The 12,231-nt window shown below is 67.0% G+C and carries 16 protein-coding genes and 1 riboswitch; of the genes, 14 read left to right on the forward strand and 2 right to left on the reverse strand.

Features of this window, described 5'->3' with window-relative positions; all coding sequences use genetic code 11:
* Positions 1-96 precede the first annotated feature (96 nt).
* The 13 genes from nrdR to ABKS89_RS03655 all read left to right on the forward strand — a co-directional run bounded on the left by nrdR (position 97) and on the right by ABKS89_RS03655 (position 9,820).
* The gene (gene nrdR / locus ABKS89_RS03595) at positions 97-561 is read left to right on the forward strand and encodes a transcriptional regulator NrdR (RefSeq protein WP_045215192.1); all 465 of its coding nucleotides are present in this window, start codon (positions 97-99) and stop codon (positions 559-561) included.
* Entirely contained in the window at positions 558-1,658 is a 1,101-nt protein-coding gene (gene ribD, locus ABKS89_RS03600) for a bifunctional diaminohydroxyphosphoribosylaminopyrimidine deaminase/5-amino-6-(5-phosphoribosylamino)uracil reductase RibD (protein ID WP_348589733.1), read from the forward strand. Before nrdR ends, ribD begins: the two co-directional genes overlap by 4 nt.
* A gap of 122 nt (positions 1,659-1,780) precedes the next feature.
* Positions 1,781-1,943: riboswitch (FMN riboswitch) on the forward strand.
* Between the two features lie 154 nt (positions 1,944-2,097).
* The gene (locus ABKS89_RS03605) at positions 2,098-2,766 is read left to right on the forward strand and encodes a riboflavin synthase (RefSeq protein ID WP_081517123.1); all 669 of its coding nucleotides are present in this window, start codon (positions 2,098-2,100) and stop codon (positions 2,764-2,766) included.
* 16 nt (positions 2,767-2,782) lie between these two features.
* Positions 2,783-3,880: a bifunctional 3,4-dihydroxy-2-butanone-4-phosphate synthase/GTP cyclohydrolase II gene (gene ribBA, locus ABKS89_RS03610; RefSeq protein WP_138216900.1), complete on the forward strand. Its 1,098-nt coding sequence runs from the start codon at positions 2,783-2,785 to the stop codon at positions 3,878-3,880.
* Positions 3,881-3,977: 97 nt separating this feature from the next.
* Positions 3,978-4,454, forward strand: coding sequence for a 6,7-dimethyl-8-ribityllumazine synthase (ribH, locus tag ABKS89_RS03615; protein ID WP_138216901.1), 477 nt, complete (start codon positions 3,978-3,980; stop codon positions 4,452-4,454).
* A complete protein-coding gene (nusB, locus tag ABKS89_RS03620; protein WP_138216902.1) occupies positions 4,451-4,933 on the forward strand; it encodes a transcription antitermination factor NusB in 483 nt (160 codons plus the stop codon). Before ribH ends, nusB begins: the two co-directional genes overlap by 4 nt.
* A 3-nt stretch (positions 4,934-4,936) precedes the next feature.
* Positions 4,937-5,896, forward strand: coding sequence for a thiamine-phosphate kinase (thiL, locus tag ABKS89_RS03625; protein ID WP_348589732.1), 960 nt, complete (start codon positions 4,937-4,939; stop codon positions 5,894-5,896).
* Positions 5,897-5,898: 2 nt separating this feature from the next.
* Positions 5,899-6,414 (forward strand): phosphatidylglycerophosphatase A family protein, encoded by a 516-nt coding sequence (locus tag ABKS89_RS03630; protein WP_081517128.1) that lies wholly within the window; start codon positions 5,899-5,901, stop codon positions 6,412-6,414.
* Positions 6,415-6,423: 9 nt separating this feature from the next.
* On the forward strand, positions 6,424-7,209 hold the full coding sequence (locus tag ABKS89_RS03635) for a substrate-binding periplasmic protein (protein WP_138216904.1): 786 nt from the start codon (positions 6,424-6,426) through the stop codon (positions 7,207-7,209).
* Between the two features lie 5 nt (positions 7,210-7,214).
* Positions 7,215-7,859: a retropepsin-like aspartic protease family protein gene (locus ABKS89_RS03640; protein ID WP_138216905.1), complete on the forward strand. Its 645-nt coding sequence runs from the start codon at positions 7,215-7,217 to the stop codon at positions 7,857-7,859.
* Positions 7,860-7,977: 118 nt separating this feature from the next.
* Positions 7,978-8,607: a GTP cyclohydrolase II gene (gene ribA, locus ABKS89_RS03645; RefSeq protein ID WP_045215168.1), complete on the forward strand. Its 630-nt coding sequence runs from the start codon at positions 7,978-7,980 to the stop codon at positions 8,605-8,607.
* Positions 8,604-9,020 carry an MFS transporter gene (locus ABKS89_RS03650; RefSeq protein WP_348589731.1) on the forward strand — a complete coding sequence of 139 codons (417 nt, stop codon included), beginning with the start codon at positions 8,604-8,606 and terminating at the stop codon, positions 9,018-9,020. Before ribA ends, ABKS89_RS03650 begins: the two co-directional genes overlap by 4 nt.
* Positions 9,020-9,820, forward strand: coding sequence for a cobalamin-binding protein (locus ABKS89_RS03655; RefSeq protein ID WP_348589730.1), 801 nt, complete (start codon positions 9,020-9,022; stop codon positions 9,818-9,820). Before ABKS89_RS03650 ends, ABKS89_RS03655 begins: the two co-directional genes overlap by 1 nt.
* Before the next feature lie 63 nt (positions 9,821-9,883).
* Here the strand turns inward: ABKS89_RS03655 and ABKS89_RS03660 are convergent, their stop codons facing one another.
* On the reverse strand, positions 9,884-10,897 hold the full coding sequence (locus ABKS89_RS03660; RefSeq protein ID WP_518300986.1) for a zinc-binding alcohol dehydrogenase family protein: 1,014 nt from the start codon (positions 10,895-10,897) through the stop codon (positions 9,884-9,886).
* Positions 10,898-10,921: 24 nt separating this feature from the next.
* The gene (locus ABKS89_RS03665) at positions 10,922-11,209 is read right to left on the reverse strand and encodes a putative quinol monooxygenase (RefSeq protein ID WP_138216909.1); all 288 of its coding nucleotides are present in this window, start codon (positions 11,207-11,209) and stop codon (positions 10,922-10,924) included.
* Between the two features lie 103 nt (positions 11,210-11,312).
* Here ABKS89_RS03665 and ABKS89_RS03670 point away from each other — a divergent pair, with 103 nt between their 5' ends.
* The gene (locus ABKS89_RS03670) at positions 11,313-12,227 is read left to right on the forward strand and encodes a LysR family transcriptional regulator (protein WP_138216910.1); all 915 of its coding nucleotides are present in this window, start codon (positions 11,313-11,315) and stop codon (positions 12,225-12,227) included.
* Positions 12,228-12,231: the final 4 nt, after the last annotated feature.

Below are 12,231 nucleotides of genomic sequence, written 5' to 3' on the forward strand. Positions count from 1 at the left end.
TAATGCCTGCGGCCTGTCTCGTGGGAGCGGGGTTTATTCGGCCAGTCGATGCGCTACCATGAGCCTCTTACCTTTCCTGACTGCCCAAGACTCGCCATGCACTGTCCTTTCTGCGGCGCCCACGATACCAAAGTCATCGATTCGCGCCTGGTCGCCGAGGGCGACCAGGTCCGCCGGCGCCGTGAGTGCCTGAACTGCGGCGAGCGTTTCACCACCTTCGAAACCGCCGAACTGGTCATGCCGCGCCTGATCAAGCAGGACGGCAGCCGCCAGCCCTTCGACGAGGACAAGCTGCGCGCCGGCATGCAGCGTGCGCTGGAGAAGCGCCCGGTGAGCATCGAGCGGCTCGAGGAGGCGATGGCGCACATCAAGCACAAGCTGCGCGCCACCGGCGAGCGCGAGATCAAGTCGCGAGTGCTGGGCGAGCTGGTGATGGCCGAGCTGCAGAAGCTCGATGAAGTCGCCTACATCCGCTTCGCCTCGGTCTATCGCCGCTTCCAGGACCTCAACGAATTCCGCGAGGAGATCGAGCGCCTGGCCCGCGAGCCGTCGAAGGAATGAGTGGCATGGACGAGCTCTGGATGGCCCGCGCCATTGAGCTGGCCCGCAAGGGCTGGTACACGACCCATCCCAATCCGCGCGTCGGCTGCGTCATCGTCCGCGATGGCGAGGTGGTCGGCGAAGGCTGGCACGTGCGCGCCGGCGAGCCCCATGCGGAAGTCCACGCCCTGCGCCAGGCCGGCGACAAGGCCCGTGGTGCCACCGCCTACGTCACCCTGGAACCCTGCAGCCACTTCGGCCGCACGCCGCCGTGTGCTGACGCGCTGATCGGCGCCGGCCTCGCCCGCGTCGTCGCGGCCATGCAGGACCCGAATCCGCAGGTCGCCGGCAGCGGCATGCGGCGCATCGCCGAAGCCGGCATCGAAGTGCGCTCCGGCGTACTGGAAAACGAAGCCCGCGCGCTGAACCAGGGTTTCCTCAAGCGCATGGAAACCGGCCTGCCGTTCGTCCGCGTGAAGCTGGCGATGAGCCTGGACGGTCGCACCGCCATGGCCAGCGGCGAGAGCCAGTGGATCACCGGCCCGGCCGCGCGCCGCGCCGTGCAGCGCCTGCGTGCGCAGGCCAGCGTGGTGCTGTCCGGCGCCGATACCGTGCTGACCGATGACGCCCGCCTGACCGTACGCCCGGACGAGCTGGGCCTGGATGTCGAACAGACCGAACTGGCCTCCCAGCGCCAACCGCTGCGCGTGCTGATCGATGGCCGCCTGCGCGTGCCGCTGACCGCCACCTTCTTCCAGGCCGGTCCCGCGCTGGTGGTGAGCACCCAGGACGACCCGAACTACGCCGTGGTCGGCCACGAATTGCTGAACCTTGCCGGCCTCGACGGCCAGGTCGACCTGATGGCGCTGCTGGCCGAACTCGGCCGCCGTGGCATCAACGAGGTGCTGGTGGAAGCCGGTCCGCGCCTGGCTGGCGCCTTCGCCCGCCTCGGGCTGGTGGACGAATACAGCATCTTCATGGCGCCCAAGCTGCTCGGCTCCTCCGCGCGCCCGCTGCTGGAGCTGCCGCTGGAGCGCATGAACGAATCCCGCGAGCTGAAGATCGTCGACATCCGCGCAGTGGGAGACGACTGGCTGGTCACGGCCAGACCGCTGTGATGGCGCGCTGGCGCCACTGACTTGGGCTTGCCGCCGGGCGCGGAGCGATCAATAGGAAGCTTCCGACTTGCGCCGGCCTGTGGTAAAACGCCACACGCGGTCGACGCTGTAACGACCGCGATTGACGTTCTCAGGGCGGGGTGCAAGTCCCCACCGGCGGTAATGGCGCGCAATGCGTCTAGCCCGCGAGCGCCTGTCCAGACCGGTTCGCCGGATGGCCAGGGTCAGCAGACCCGGTGTGATTCCGGGGCCGACGGTAATAGTCCGGATGAAGAGAGAACGGGATGAGCCATCGGGGCGTGCCTGCGCGCGTCCGTGAAATCCCTTCGATCGATACGCCCTGTTTTTTAACCAAAACAGGAGTTCGCCACATGCATCATCTTTCCCAGTTGGCTACGCGGCCTTGCCGGCCAGCGGCCTTTGCCGTGCGGGAGGCCTCATGTTCACCGGCATAATCGAATCCATCGGCACCATCGCATCCATCACCCCGAAAGGCGGTGACGTGCGTCTGTACGTGAAGACCGGCAAGCTCGACCTCGCCGACGTCAAGCTCGGCGACAGCATCGCGGTCAACGGCATCTGCCTGACGGCGGTGGAGCTGCCCGGCGACGGCTTCTGGGCCGACGTCAGCCGCGAAACCCTGGCACGCACCGCCTTCGCGCAGCTCAAGATCGGCAGCCGGGTAAACCTGGAAAAGGCCCTGACACCGACCACCCGCCTGGGCGGTCACCTGGTCAGCGGCCACGTCGACGGTGTCGGTGAGATCGTCAAGCGCGAGGAAAACGCCCGCGCCATCCAGTTCACCGTGCGCGCACCGCGTGAGCTGGCCAAGTACATCGCGCTCAAGGGCTCGATCACCGTGGACGGCACCAGCCTGACGGTGAACGCGGTCAACGGCGCCGAGTTCGAGCTGACCATCGTCCCGCACACCGTGCAGGAGACGATCATGGCGGACTACCGCGGTGGTCGCCTGGTCAACCTCGAAGTCGACCTGCTGGCGCGCTACCTGGAGCGCCTGCTGCTCGGCGACAAGGCGGCGGACCCCGCTGCCGGCGCTGGCGGCATCACCGAAGCATTCCTGGCCGAAAACGGCTTCATGAAACACTGATAAGGCTCTTCCCCGTATGGCACTCAACAGCATTGAAGAACTGCTCGACGACATGCGTCAGGGCAAGATGGTCATCCTCATGGATGACGAGGACCGCGAGAACGAAGGCGACCTGATCATCGCCTCCGAGTGTGTCCGCACCGAAGACATCAACTTCATGGCCCGCTTCGCCCGTGGCCTGATCTGCATGCCGATGACCCGCGAGCGTTGCGAGCGCCTGGGCATCCCGCTGATGGTGCAGCGCAACGGTTCCGGCTTCGGCACCAAGTTCACTGTCTCCATCGAGGCCGCCGAAGGCGTCACCACCGGCATCTCCGCCGCTGACCGCGCCCGCACCGTGCAGGCCGCCGCCGCGAAGAACGCCGTCGCTGCCGACATCGTCAGCCCCGGCCACATCTTCCCGCTGATGTCGCAGCCCGGCGGTGTGCTGGCTCGCGCCGGTCACACCGAAGCAGCCTGCGACCTGGCGCGCATGGCCGGCTTCGAGCCGTCCGGGGTGATCTGCGAGATCATGAACGACGACGGCACCATGGCCCGTCGCCCGGAACTGGAAGAGTTCGCCCAGCAGCACGGCATCAAGATCGGCACCATCGCCGACCTGATCCACTACCGCCTGATCCACGAGCGCACCGTCGAGCGCCTCGCCGAGCAGCCGCTGGATACCGAACTGGGCCAGTTCAACCTGATCACCTACCGCGATTCCGTGGAAGGCGACGTGCACCTGGCGCTGACTCTGGGCAACGTCTGCCCGGAAGAGCCGACCCTGGTGCGCGTGCACAACCCCGATCCGCTGCGCGACCTGCTGATGGTCAACCAGGCAGGCCGCTGGAGCCTGCGCGCGGCCATGGCCAAGGTGGCCGAGGCTGGCACCGGCGTCGTCCTGCTGCTGGGCCACCAGGTCGGCGGCGACGATCTGCTGGCGCATGTCCGCGAGATCACCAATACCCCGGCGCCCGTGCAGAAGCCGACCACCACCTACAGCACCGTAGGTGCCGGCTCGCAGATCCTGCGCGACCTGGGCGTTCGCAAGATGCGCCTGATGTCGGCACCGATGCGCTTCAACGCGATATCCGGTTTCGACCTGGAAGTTGTAGAATACCTGCCCGCTGAATGAACCTCGCCGCCGTGCCCTGGCACGGCGGTGCCGTTCTTCTACCCTATTTGCGGAGCGCCACTGTGACGCTCCGGCTCTTTAACAGTGAGACTTGTCCATGACCCTGAAGACCATCGAAGGTACCTTCATCGCCCCCAAAGGCCGCTTCGCCCTGGTGGTTGGCCGCTTCAACAGCTTCGTGGTGGAAAGCCTGGTGGAAGGCGCCGTTGACGCGCTGGTGCGCCACGGCGTCGCCCAGAGCGACATCACCGTGATCCGTGCTCCGGGCGCCTTCGAAATCCCGCTGGTGGCGCAGAAAGTCGCCCAGCGTGGCGAGTTCGACGCCATCATCGCCCTCGGCGCGGTGATCCGTGGCGGCACCCCGCACTTCGAATACGTTGCTGGTGAGTGCACCAAGGGTCTGGCGCAGGTTTCCCTGCAGTTCGGCGTGCCGGTCGCCTTCGGCGTGCTGACTGTCGACTCCATCGAACAAGCCATCGAGCGCTCCGGCACCAAGGCCGGCAACAAAGGCGCCGAAGCTGCCCTGTCCGCCCTGGAAATGGTGAGCCTGCTGTCGCAGCTGGAGGCCAAGTGAGCACCCAGGACGGCAACAACACCCCGGCAAAGCCCGCCAAGCCGAACAAGATCGCCATGCGTCGCAAGGCCCGCAGCCTCGCGGTGCAGGCCCTGTACTCCTGGCAGATGGCTGGCCAGCCGCTCAACGAGATCGAGGCAACCTTCCGTACCGACAACGATTTCAGTGATGTCGACGGCGCCTACTTCCACGAGATCCTGCACGGCGTACCGCGCCTGAAGACCGATCTGGACGAGGCGTTCACTCCTTGCCTGGACCGTGCGCTGGAAGAGATCGACCCGGTGGAGCTGGCCATCCTGCGCCTGGCCACCTACGAGCTGCGCAATCGCCTGGACGTGCCGTACAAGGTCGTCATCAACGAAGGTATCGAGCTGGCCAAGACCTTCGGCGCCACCGACGGACACAAGTTCGTCAACGGCGTGCTGGACAAGCTCGCTCCGCGCCTGCGCGCCGCCGAACTGCGTGGCGCCAAGCGCTGAGGCATGGGTGAGTTCGAGCTGATCCGTCGCTACTTCGCCTCGGCCGCCTGTGCGGCCGGCGGCGAGGCAGTGGCATTGGGGATCGGCGACGACTGCGCGCTCCTCGCGCCCAGGGCCGGCGAACAGCTGGCGATCTCCACCGATACCCTGGTCGTCGGCGTGCATTTCCCCGCCATCTGCGATCCCTTCCTGCTCGGCCAACGTGCCCTGGCGGTGTCCGCCAGCGACCTGGCAGCCATGGGCGCATCACCCATTGGCTTCACCCTTGCCCTGACCCTGCCCGAGGCCGACCCGGCCTGGCTGGAAGGTTTCGCCCGTGGCCTGAACCAGAAGGCGCAGGAATGCGCGCTGGCGCTGATCGGCGGCGACACCACCCGTGGCCCGCTGGCGATGACCGTCACCGTGTTCGGCGGCGTGCCCGCCGGGCAGGCGCTGACCCGCGCCGGTGCGCGGCCGGGTGACCTGCTCTGTGTCGGTGGTCCGTTGGGCGAGGCGGGCGGGGCGTTGCCGCTGGTACTGGGCGAGATGACCGCCGAACCGTCCGTCGCCGAGCCGCTGCTGGCGCGCTACTGGTCGCCGCAGCCGCAGCTGGACTTCGGCCAGGCGCTGCGCGGCAAGGCCACGGCGGCGCTGGATATTTCCGACGGGCTGCTCGCCGACTGCGGCCACATCGCCCGCGCTTCCAGCGTGGCGCTTATCGTCGAAGCCGACAGACTGCCCGAGAGCCCCGCGCTGGAAGCCCTGCTGGGCGCCGAACGCGCACAGCAGCTCAAGCTGGGCGCCGGTGACGACTACGTGCTCGCCTTCACCCTGCCTGCCGAGCATCTGCCGGCACTTTCGGCGAACTGGCCGGCCCTGCGCGTGGTCGGTAGGGTGGAAGCCGGTTCGGGCGTGCGTGTGCTCGATGGCAGTGGTGCCGACATCACGCCGCGTCAGGGCGGCTACCTGCATTTCATGGAGTGACCGTGACAGAACACCCCAACCAGGCCCCGGCCCAACCCGTACCCCATTCGGTATGGAGCAATCCCTGGCATTTCCTGGCCTTCGGCTTCGGCTCGGGCACCCTGCCCAAGGCGCCGGGCACCTGGGGTTCGCTGGTTGCGCTACCCTTCATACCACTCTGGCAGATGCTGCCGGACTGGGGTTACTGGCTGATGCTGGGCGTCACCATGCTGTTCGGCTTCTGGCTGTGCGGCAAGGTTGCCGACGACCTGCGCGTGCACGATCACGAAGGCATCGTCTGGGACGAGATGGTCGGCATGTGGATCACCCTCTGGCTGGTACCGGAAGGCTGGTGGTGGCTGCTGGTCGGTTTCGTGGTGTTCCGCATCGTCGACATTTCCAAGCCCTGGCCGATCAGCTGGATCGACCGCAACGTCCATGGCGGCGTCGGCATCATGCTCGATGACGTGCTGGCCGGCGTTTTCGCCTGGCTGGTGATGCAAGGCCTGACATGGGGTTGGGCCCACTGGCTGATCTGAGGAAGATCAATGCGCCGACTGCTATGCCTGCTCCTCTGCCTGTGCTGGCTGCCGGCGATCCCCGTGGCGTCGGCCCTGGCCGCTGACAAGGTCGCCGAAGCGCCTGCCGGGCTACCCACTGAAGTCCGGGTGGTCAGTGAGGTCTGGGTCAACTACAGCCAGGCCGACGGCCGTGGCCTGGCCTGGGACCTGCTGCGGGCCATCTACGAGCCCGAAGGCGTGCGCCTGGCCCTGCGCAGCGAGCCCTACGTGCGCTCGGTCGGGCTGGTGCAGCGCGGCGAGGCGGACGCCTGGGTCGGTTCCTATCGCAATGAAATCGACCACATCATCTATCCGCACTGGCCCTATGACGTCGATCCCATCGGCGCGCTGGGCCTGAAGACTTCTCCCCAGCCGACACTGGCCACGCTCGACCGCTACCGCCTGGCGTGGATGCGCGGCTATGCGTTCGACCGCTACCTGGACCACCTCAAGCAGCGCAATGAGCTGCAACGGCGAAGCTCCGCGCTGCCGATGCTCGACGGCCATCGCATCGACTACTTCATCGACGCGCGGCCCGAGCTGGAAGAGATGATCGAGGCCAAGGGCGTTGATGCCAGCGTCTACCGCATCACCGATGTCGGTTCGATTCCGCTGTATCTTGGCTTCGCCAACAATGACCGTGGGCGGGCATTGGCGAAACTCTATGATTCACGCATGCAGGTGCTTTACCGCAGCGGCGAGCTGGAACGCATCTTCGCCCGCTGGCACTGGCCCTACGCCCCGCTGAAACCGCTGCTGCCGCCCAAGGAGTGATCGCCATGCGCCTGTCCGCCCTGATCTGCCTGTCCCTCTGTTCCCTCGCTGCCTTTGCGGCGCCTCAGGTGCAGGTGGTGGGTCTGTTCCCCGGCGCCGCGGTGCTCAATATCGACGGCCAGCGCAAGCTGGTGAAGGTCGGCCAGACTGGCCCGGAAGGCGTTCAGGTGGTCAGCGCCGACAGCCACAAGGCGGTGCTCCGAGTGGGCGGGGTCGAGCAGACCTATGAATTGAGCCGCGAGTACAACAGTGCGGGTTACGCCACGCCGTCCGCGCACACCGAGACCAGCATCGCCCGCGGTACCGGCGGCCATTACTGGGTGGCCGGCACGATCAACAACCAGAATGCGCAGTTCCTGGTGGATACCGGCGCGACCTCGATCGCCATGAATGAAGGTCAGGCCCGGCGCCTGGGGCTGGATTACCGCGCCGGTGGTACGCCGATGATGGCCTCCACCGCCAGCGGCACGGCCAAGGGCTGGAGGGTGACTCTCAACAGCGTGAAGCTCGGCGGCGTCGAGGTGCTGGGCGTCGAGGCCGTGGTCCTCGAAGGCGACTTCCCCACCGAAATCCTGCTGGGCATGAGCTACCTCAACCGCGTCGGCTGGCGCGAAGACCAGGGCATGATGTACATCCAGGCCAAGCACTGACGCGGCTTCTATCAAAAGCATCGATGCTTATCTTGCAGAATTCGCAATGACGGTGCGGCCGGTGCAGCTGTTACAATCCCGGTCCTCCTTCCTTAGATAAATCTTTCAGGAGTTTCCGGTGTCTGTCGTTTTCGTCGCCGCCTCCAAGCTGCCCACCCCCTTCGGCGAATTCACCATGCATGGCTTCCTCGACGAGGAAACCGGCAAGGAACACGTCGCCCTGACCATGGGCAAGCTCGACGACGGCCAGCCGGTGCTGGGGCGTCTGCATTCCGAATGCCTCACCGGCGATGCGCTGTTCAGCCTGCGTTGCGACTGCGGTTTCCAGCTCGAGGGCGCGTTGTCGGCCATCGCCAAGGAAGGCCGCGGCGTCCTGCTGTACCTGCGTCAGGAGGGCCGTGGCATTGGCCTGCTCAACAAGATCCGCGCCTACGCCCTGCAGGACGAAGGTGCCGATACCGTTGAAGCCAACCTGGCCCTGGGCTTTGGCGCCGACCAGCGTGACTACGCCATGTGCCTGCCGATGCTCAAGCACCTGGGCGTCTGCTCGCTGCGGTTGATGACCAACAACCCGCGCAAGGTGAAGGCGCTGGAAGGCTACGGCCTGACCGTTGCCGAGCGCGTGCCGCTGCAGAAGGGCCTGAACCCGCACAACAAGCGGTACCTGCAGACCAAGGCAGGCAAGCTGGGCCACATGCTGGGCAACATGCATCAGGGCGAAGCCGAGGCCGAGGCATCCGCTTCGTGAATCGCGCCGCTGCCCGGCGCCGGCTGAATCTGCTCTGGTGGTTGCTGCTGGCGCTCGCGCTGGCGCCGCAGCACCTGATGCTGGCGCTGGTGGGTGATGCGCCCGGGCCGGAATCGCTGGCCACGCCGGTGTTCGTCGTCGGCCTGCTGTCGATGTTCCTCACCTTGCCGCTGTTCCGCCGTTACAAGCATGCGCTGATTGCCACTGGCAAGGCCCGCGACGGCGCGGATGAGCCCTCCGCCTGGCAGGCGCTGGGCGCCGCACAGCGCCGTGGCGCGCTGGTCGGCAGCCTGCCGGCGTGGATCGGTGCCCTGGCGGTGCTGGTCGACCTGCATGGCGTGCCTGTCCTGCTGCTGGGCTTCGCCAGCCTGGTCATTCTCTGGCTGTACCGCCTGCCGCGCCAACTGGCCTGATGCGCCGTTTTCTCTGCCTGCTCCTGCTGCTTGCCGGTCTGCCCGTCGCGGCGGCGGAGCGGGTGGTCAGCCTGGCGCCCTCGCTCACCGACATGGTCCTCGAACTGGGCGCCGCCGACCGGCTGGCCGGCCTGCTCGACGGCGGGCCGCGCCCGGAATCCCTGAAAGGCCTGCCGTCCGTCGGCCGCTACGGCCAGGTCAACCTCGAACAGATTCTTGCCCTGCAGCCCGACCTGCTGCTGGTCTGGCCTGGCGCCGTGCCCGAAGCGCAGCTGCAACGCCTGACGTCCGTGGGCATCCCGGTCTATGTGGCCGATCCGCACCGTCTGGAGGATATCTCCCGGCAGTTCCGCGAGCTGGGCGAGCGTCTGGGGCGGGCGGAGAAGGGGCGTGAACTGGCGCAAACCTTCGAGGCGCACATGGCGCAGTTGCGGGCGCAGTACCACCGCGAGCCGCCGCTCAGGGTGTTCTATCAGGTGTGGGACCGTCCGCTCTATACCGTTGGTGGCCGGCAGATCATCAGCGAGGCGCTGGAGGTCTGCGGGGGCCGCAACCTGTTCGCCGACCTCGACCTGCCGGCGCCGCAAGTTGGCCAGGAAGCCGTGCTGGCGCGCGATCCGCAGGTGATCCTGGCGGCCAGCGACGACCAGTTGCGCAGCTGGACCGGGATGCAGCAACTCAGCGCCGCGCGGCTCAGGCAGCTCTGGGTGGTGCCGGATCGCAACCTGGAAAAGCCGAGCTTCGCGATGCTCGAGGCCACCGAAAAGCTCTGTCGGTTGCTGTCCAAGGCGAAAGAGTAACCCTGTAGGAGCGGGCCATGCCCGCGATCGCGCCCATGGGGCGCTCCTACAGGGAGCGGCAGATCAGAAGCCTTCCAGCACGATCTTGCCCTTGGCCGTGTTGCTTTCCAGCAGTGCGTGGGCGCGGCGCAGGTTGGCCGCATCGATCTTGCCGAAATGCTCGCCCAGGGTGGTCTTCAGCACGCCGCTGTCGATCAGCCCGGCCACGCGCTGCAGCAGCTTGTGCTGCTCGATCATGTCGTCGGTCTGGAACATCGAGCGGGTGTACATGAACTCCCAGTGCAGCGACAGGCTCTTCTGCTTGAGCAGGCGCACGTCGAGGTTCAGCGGGTCGTCGATCAGCGCCAGGCGGCCCTGCGGGCGCAGGCTGGCGACGATTTCGGCGAGGTGCTCCTCGGTCTGGTTGAGGCTGGCCACGTGGGTGACTTCGCCGACGCCAATGCGCTTGAGCTCTTCACTGAGCGGCTTGCGGTGATCGATCACATGGTGCGCGCCGAGGTTGCGCACCCATTCCTGGGTTTCCGGACGCGAAGCGGTGCCGATCACGGTCATGCCGGTGAGCTGGCGCGCCAGCTGGGTGAGGATCGAGCCGACGCCGCCGGCGGCGCCGACGATCAGCAGGCACTGTCCGGCGCTGGCCTTGCCTTCGGCCACCTGCAGGCGGTCGAACAGCAGTTCCCAGGCGGTGATGGTGGTCAACGGCAGCGCGGCGGCGTGAGCGAAGTCCAGGCTCTGCGGCATCGGGCCGACGATGCGCTCGTCCACCAGTTGCAGTTCGGCGTTGCTGCCGGGGCGGGTCAGGTCGCCGGCGTACCAGACCTTGTCGCCCGGCTTGAACAGGCTGACTTCGCTGCCCACTGCGCGAACCACGCCGGCGGCGTCCCAGCCGAGCACCTTGTGCTGGCCTTCGGGAGGCTGGGCGCGCTGGCGCACCTTGGTGTCCACCGGGTTGACGGAGATGGCGCGCACTTCCACCAGCAGGTCGCGCGGGCCGGGCGTGGGCTCGGGCAGCTGGATGTCGAGCAGGGAATTGGCGTCGCTGCTGGGCAGGCTCTGGGTGTAGCCGATGGCTTTCATGGTCAATCCTGTTCGCTGAAATGATCAGTCAATTCGGTTCATCAGGCGGATATCGAGTTCCGCCAGATCAGCTTCGGCGGCCTTCACGAAGGCCTGGAAGTGCGGGCTGGCCTCATGCTCGGCCAGGGCTTCCTCATCGCGCCACTGCTCGATCATGTAGATCAGCTCGGCGTCCTTGATGTCGCGGTGCAGGTCGTACTGCAGGCAGCCGGCCTCGGCGCGGGACGGCGCGAGCATGCCGTGCAGGCGCTCCTGCAGGCTGTCGGCGCGGCCGGGCTTGGCGCGAATGATGGCGATCAGGGTCAGGCTCATCCGGGTATCTCCAGTGGGGCGGGGAAGGTGAGGGCATGCTGCTCTCTTTCACCGGGAAGAAAAACCGCGTAAGTAGAGAGTCTCTTTCAAAGGATTTTTGAAAATGCTGCGTTTCGACGACCTGCAGATCTTCGTCCGCACCGCCGAGCGCGGCAGCCTTTCCGCCGCCGCCCGCGAGCTGGAGCTGTCGCCGGCGGTGGCCAGCGCAGCGCTCAAGCGCCTGGAAAGCGAGCTGGATGTGCGCCTGTTCGCCCGCTCCACCCGCAGCCTGCGCCTGACTGCCGAAGGCGAGCTGTACCTGGCCCACGCCCGTGCCGCGCTGCAAAGCCTGGACGACGGCCGCCAGTTGCTGGCCGGCGGCAAGAGCGAGATCGCTGGCAATTTCCAGGTCTCGGCGCCGTCGGACTTCGGGCGCAACGTGCTGCTGCCCTGGCTCGACGAATTCCAGGGACTGCATCCGCGGATGAGCCTGCGTCTGCTGATCAGCGACCGCCAGGCCGATCTCTACCGGCAGCCAGTGGACGTGGCCTTCCGTCTCGGCCAGCCGGGTGATTCGAACCTGGTGGCGCTGCCGCTGGCCCCGGACAACCGCCGCGTGCTCTGTGCCGCGCCGGAATACTTCGCCCGCCACGGCAGGCCGACCCACCCGGATGAGCTGCACCGGCACAACTGCCTGCTCTACATGCTGGGAGGACGCGCCCATGAGCGCTGGAGCTTCAGCGACAGCCGCAAGCAGCATGTGGTGGCGGTGCGCGGTGACCGCCTTTGCGACGATGCCGACGTGGTGCGGCGCTGGGCCGTGGCGGGGCAGGGGCTGGTCTACAAGTCCTGGCTGGACGTCGCGGCCGACGTGCGCGCCGGCCGGCTGGAAGTGGCGCTGGCGGACTACCTGGGCGAAGCCACGCCGATGAACCTGTTCTGCACCCACCGCGCCCAGCTCAGCCGGGCGGTGACCCAGTTGCGCGAGTTCGTCCAGTTGCGCTGCGCCGAACTGATGCGCGAGCGCCCCTGGGCCTGACGCC

The sequence above is a fragment of the Pseudomonas sp. LABIM340 genome (assembly GCF_040017195.2).
In the GTDB taxonomy this organism is placed as follows: Bacteria; Pseudomonadota; Gammaproteobacteria; order Pseudomonadales; family Pseudomonadaceae; genus Pseudomonas.

Bases quoted from the DNA above. Each gene is read 5' to 3' on its own strand.
- nrdR (WP_045215192.1), top strand. From the start codon at position 97: ATGCACTGTCCTTTCTGCGGCGCCCACGATACCAAAGTCATCGATTCG.
- ribD (WP_348589733.1), top strand. From the start codon at position 558: ATGAGTGGCATGGACGAGCTCTGGATGGCCCGCGCCATTGAGCTGGCC.
- ABKS89_RS03605 (WP_081517123.1), top strand. From the start codon at position 2,098: ATGTTCACCGGCATAATCGAATCCATCGGCACCATCGCATCCATCACC.
- ribBA (WP_138216900.1), top strand. From the start codon at position 2,783: ATGGCACTCAACAGCATTGAAGAACTGCTCGACGACATGCGTCAGGGC.
- ribH (WP_138216901.1), top strand. From the start codon at position 3,978: ATGACCCTGAAGACCATCGAAGGTACCTTCATCGCCCCCAAAGGCCGC.
- thiL (WP_348589732.1), top strand. From the start codon at position 4,937: ATGGGTGAGTTCGAGCTGATCCGTCGCTACTTCGCCTCGGCCGCCTGT.
- ABKS89_RS03635 (WP_138216904.1), top strand. From the start codon at position 6,424: ATGCGCCGACTGCTATGCCTGCTCCTCTGCCTGTGCTGGCTGCCGGCG.
- ABKS89_RS03640 (WP_138216905.1), top strand. From the start codon at position 7,215: ATGCGCCTGTCCGCCCTGATCTGCCTGTCCCTCTGTTCCCTCGCTGCC.
- ABKS89_RS03655 (WP_348589730.1), top strand. From the start codon at position 9,020: ATGCGCCGTTTTCTCTGCCTGCTCCTGCTGCTTGCCGGTCTGCCCGTC.
- ABKS89_RS03660 (WP_518300986.1), bottom strand. From the start codon at position 10,897: ATGAAAGCCATCGGCTACACCCAGAGCCTGCCCAGCAGCGACGCCAAT.
- ABKS89_RS03665 (WP_138216909.1), bottom strand. From the start codon at position 11,209: ATGAGCCTGACCCTGATCGCCATCATTCGCGCCAAGCCCGGCCGCGCC.
- ABKS89_RS03670 (WP_138216910.1), top strand. From the start codon at position 11,313: ATGCTGCGTTTCGACGACCTGCAGATCTTCGTCCGCACCGCCGAGCGC.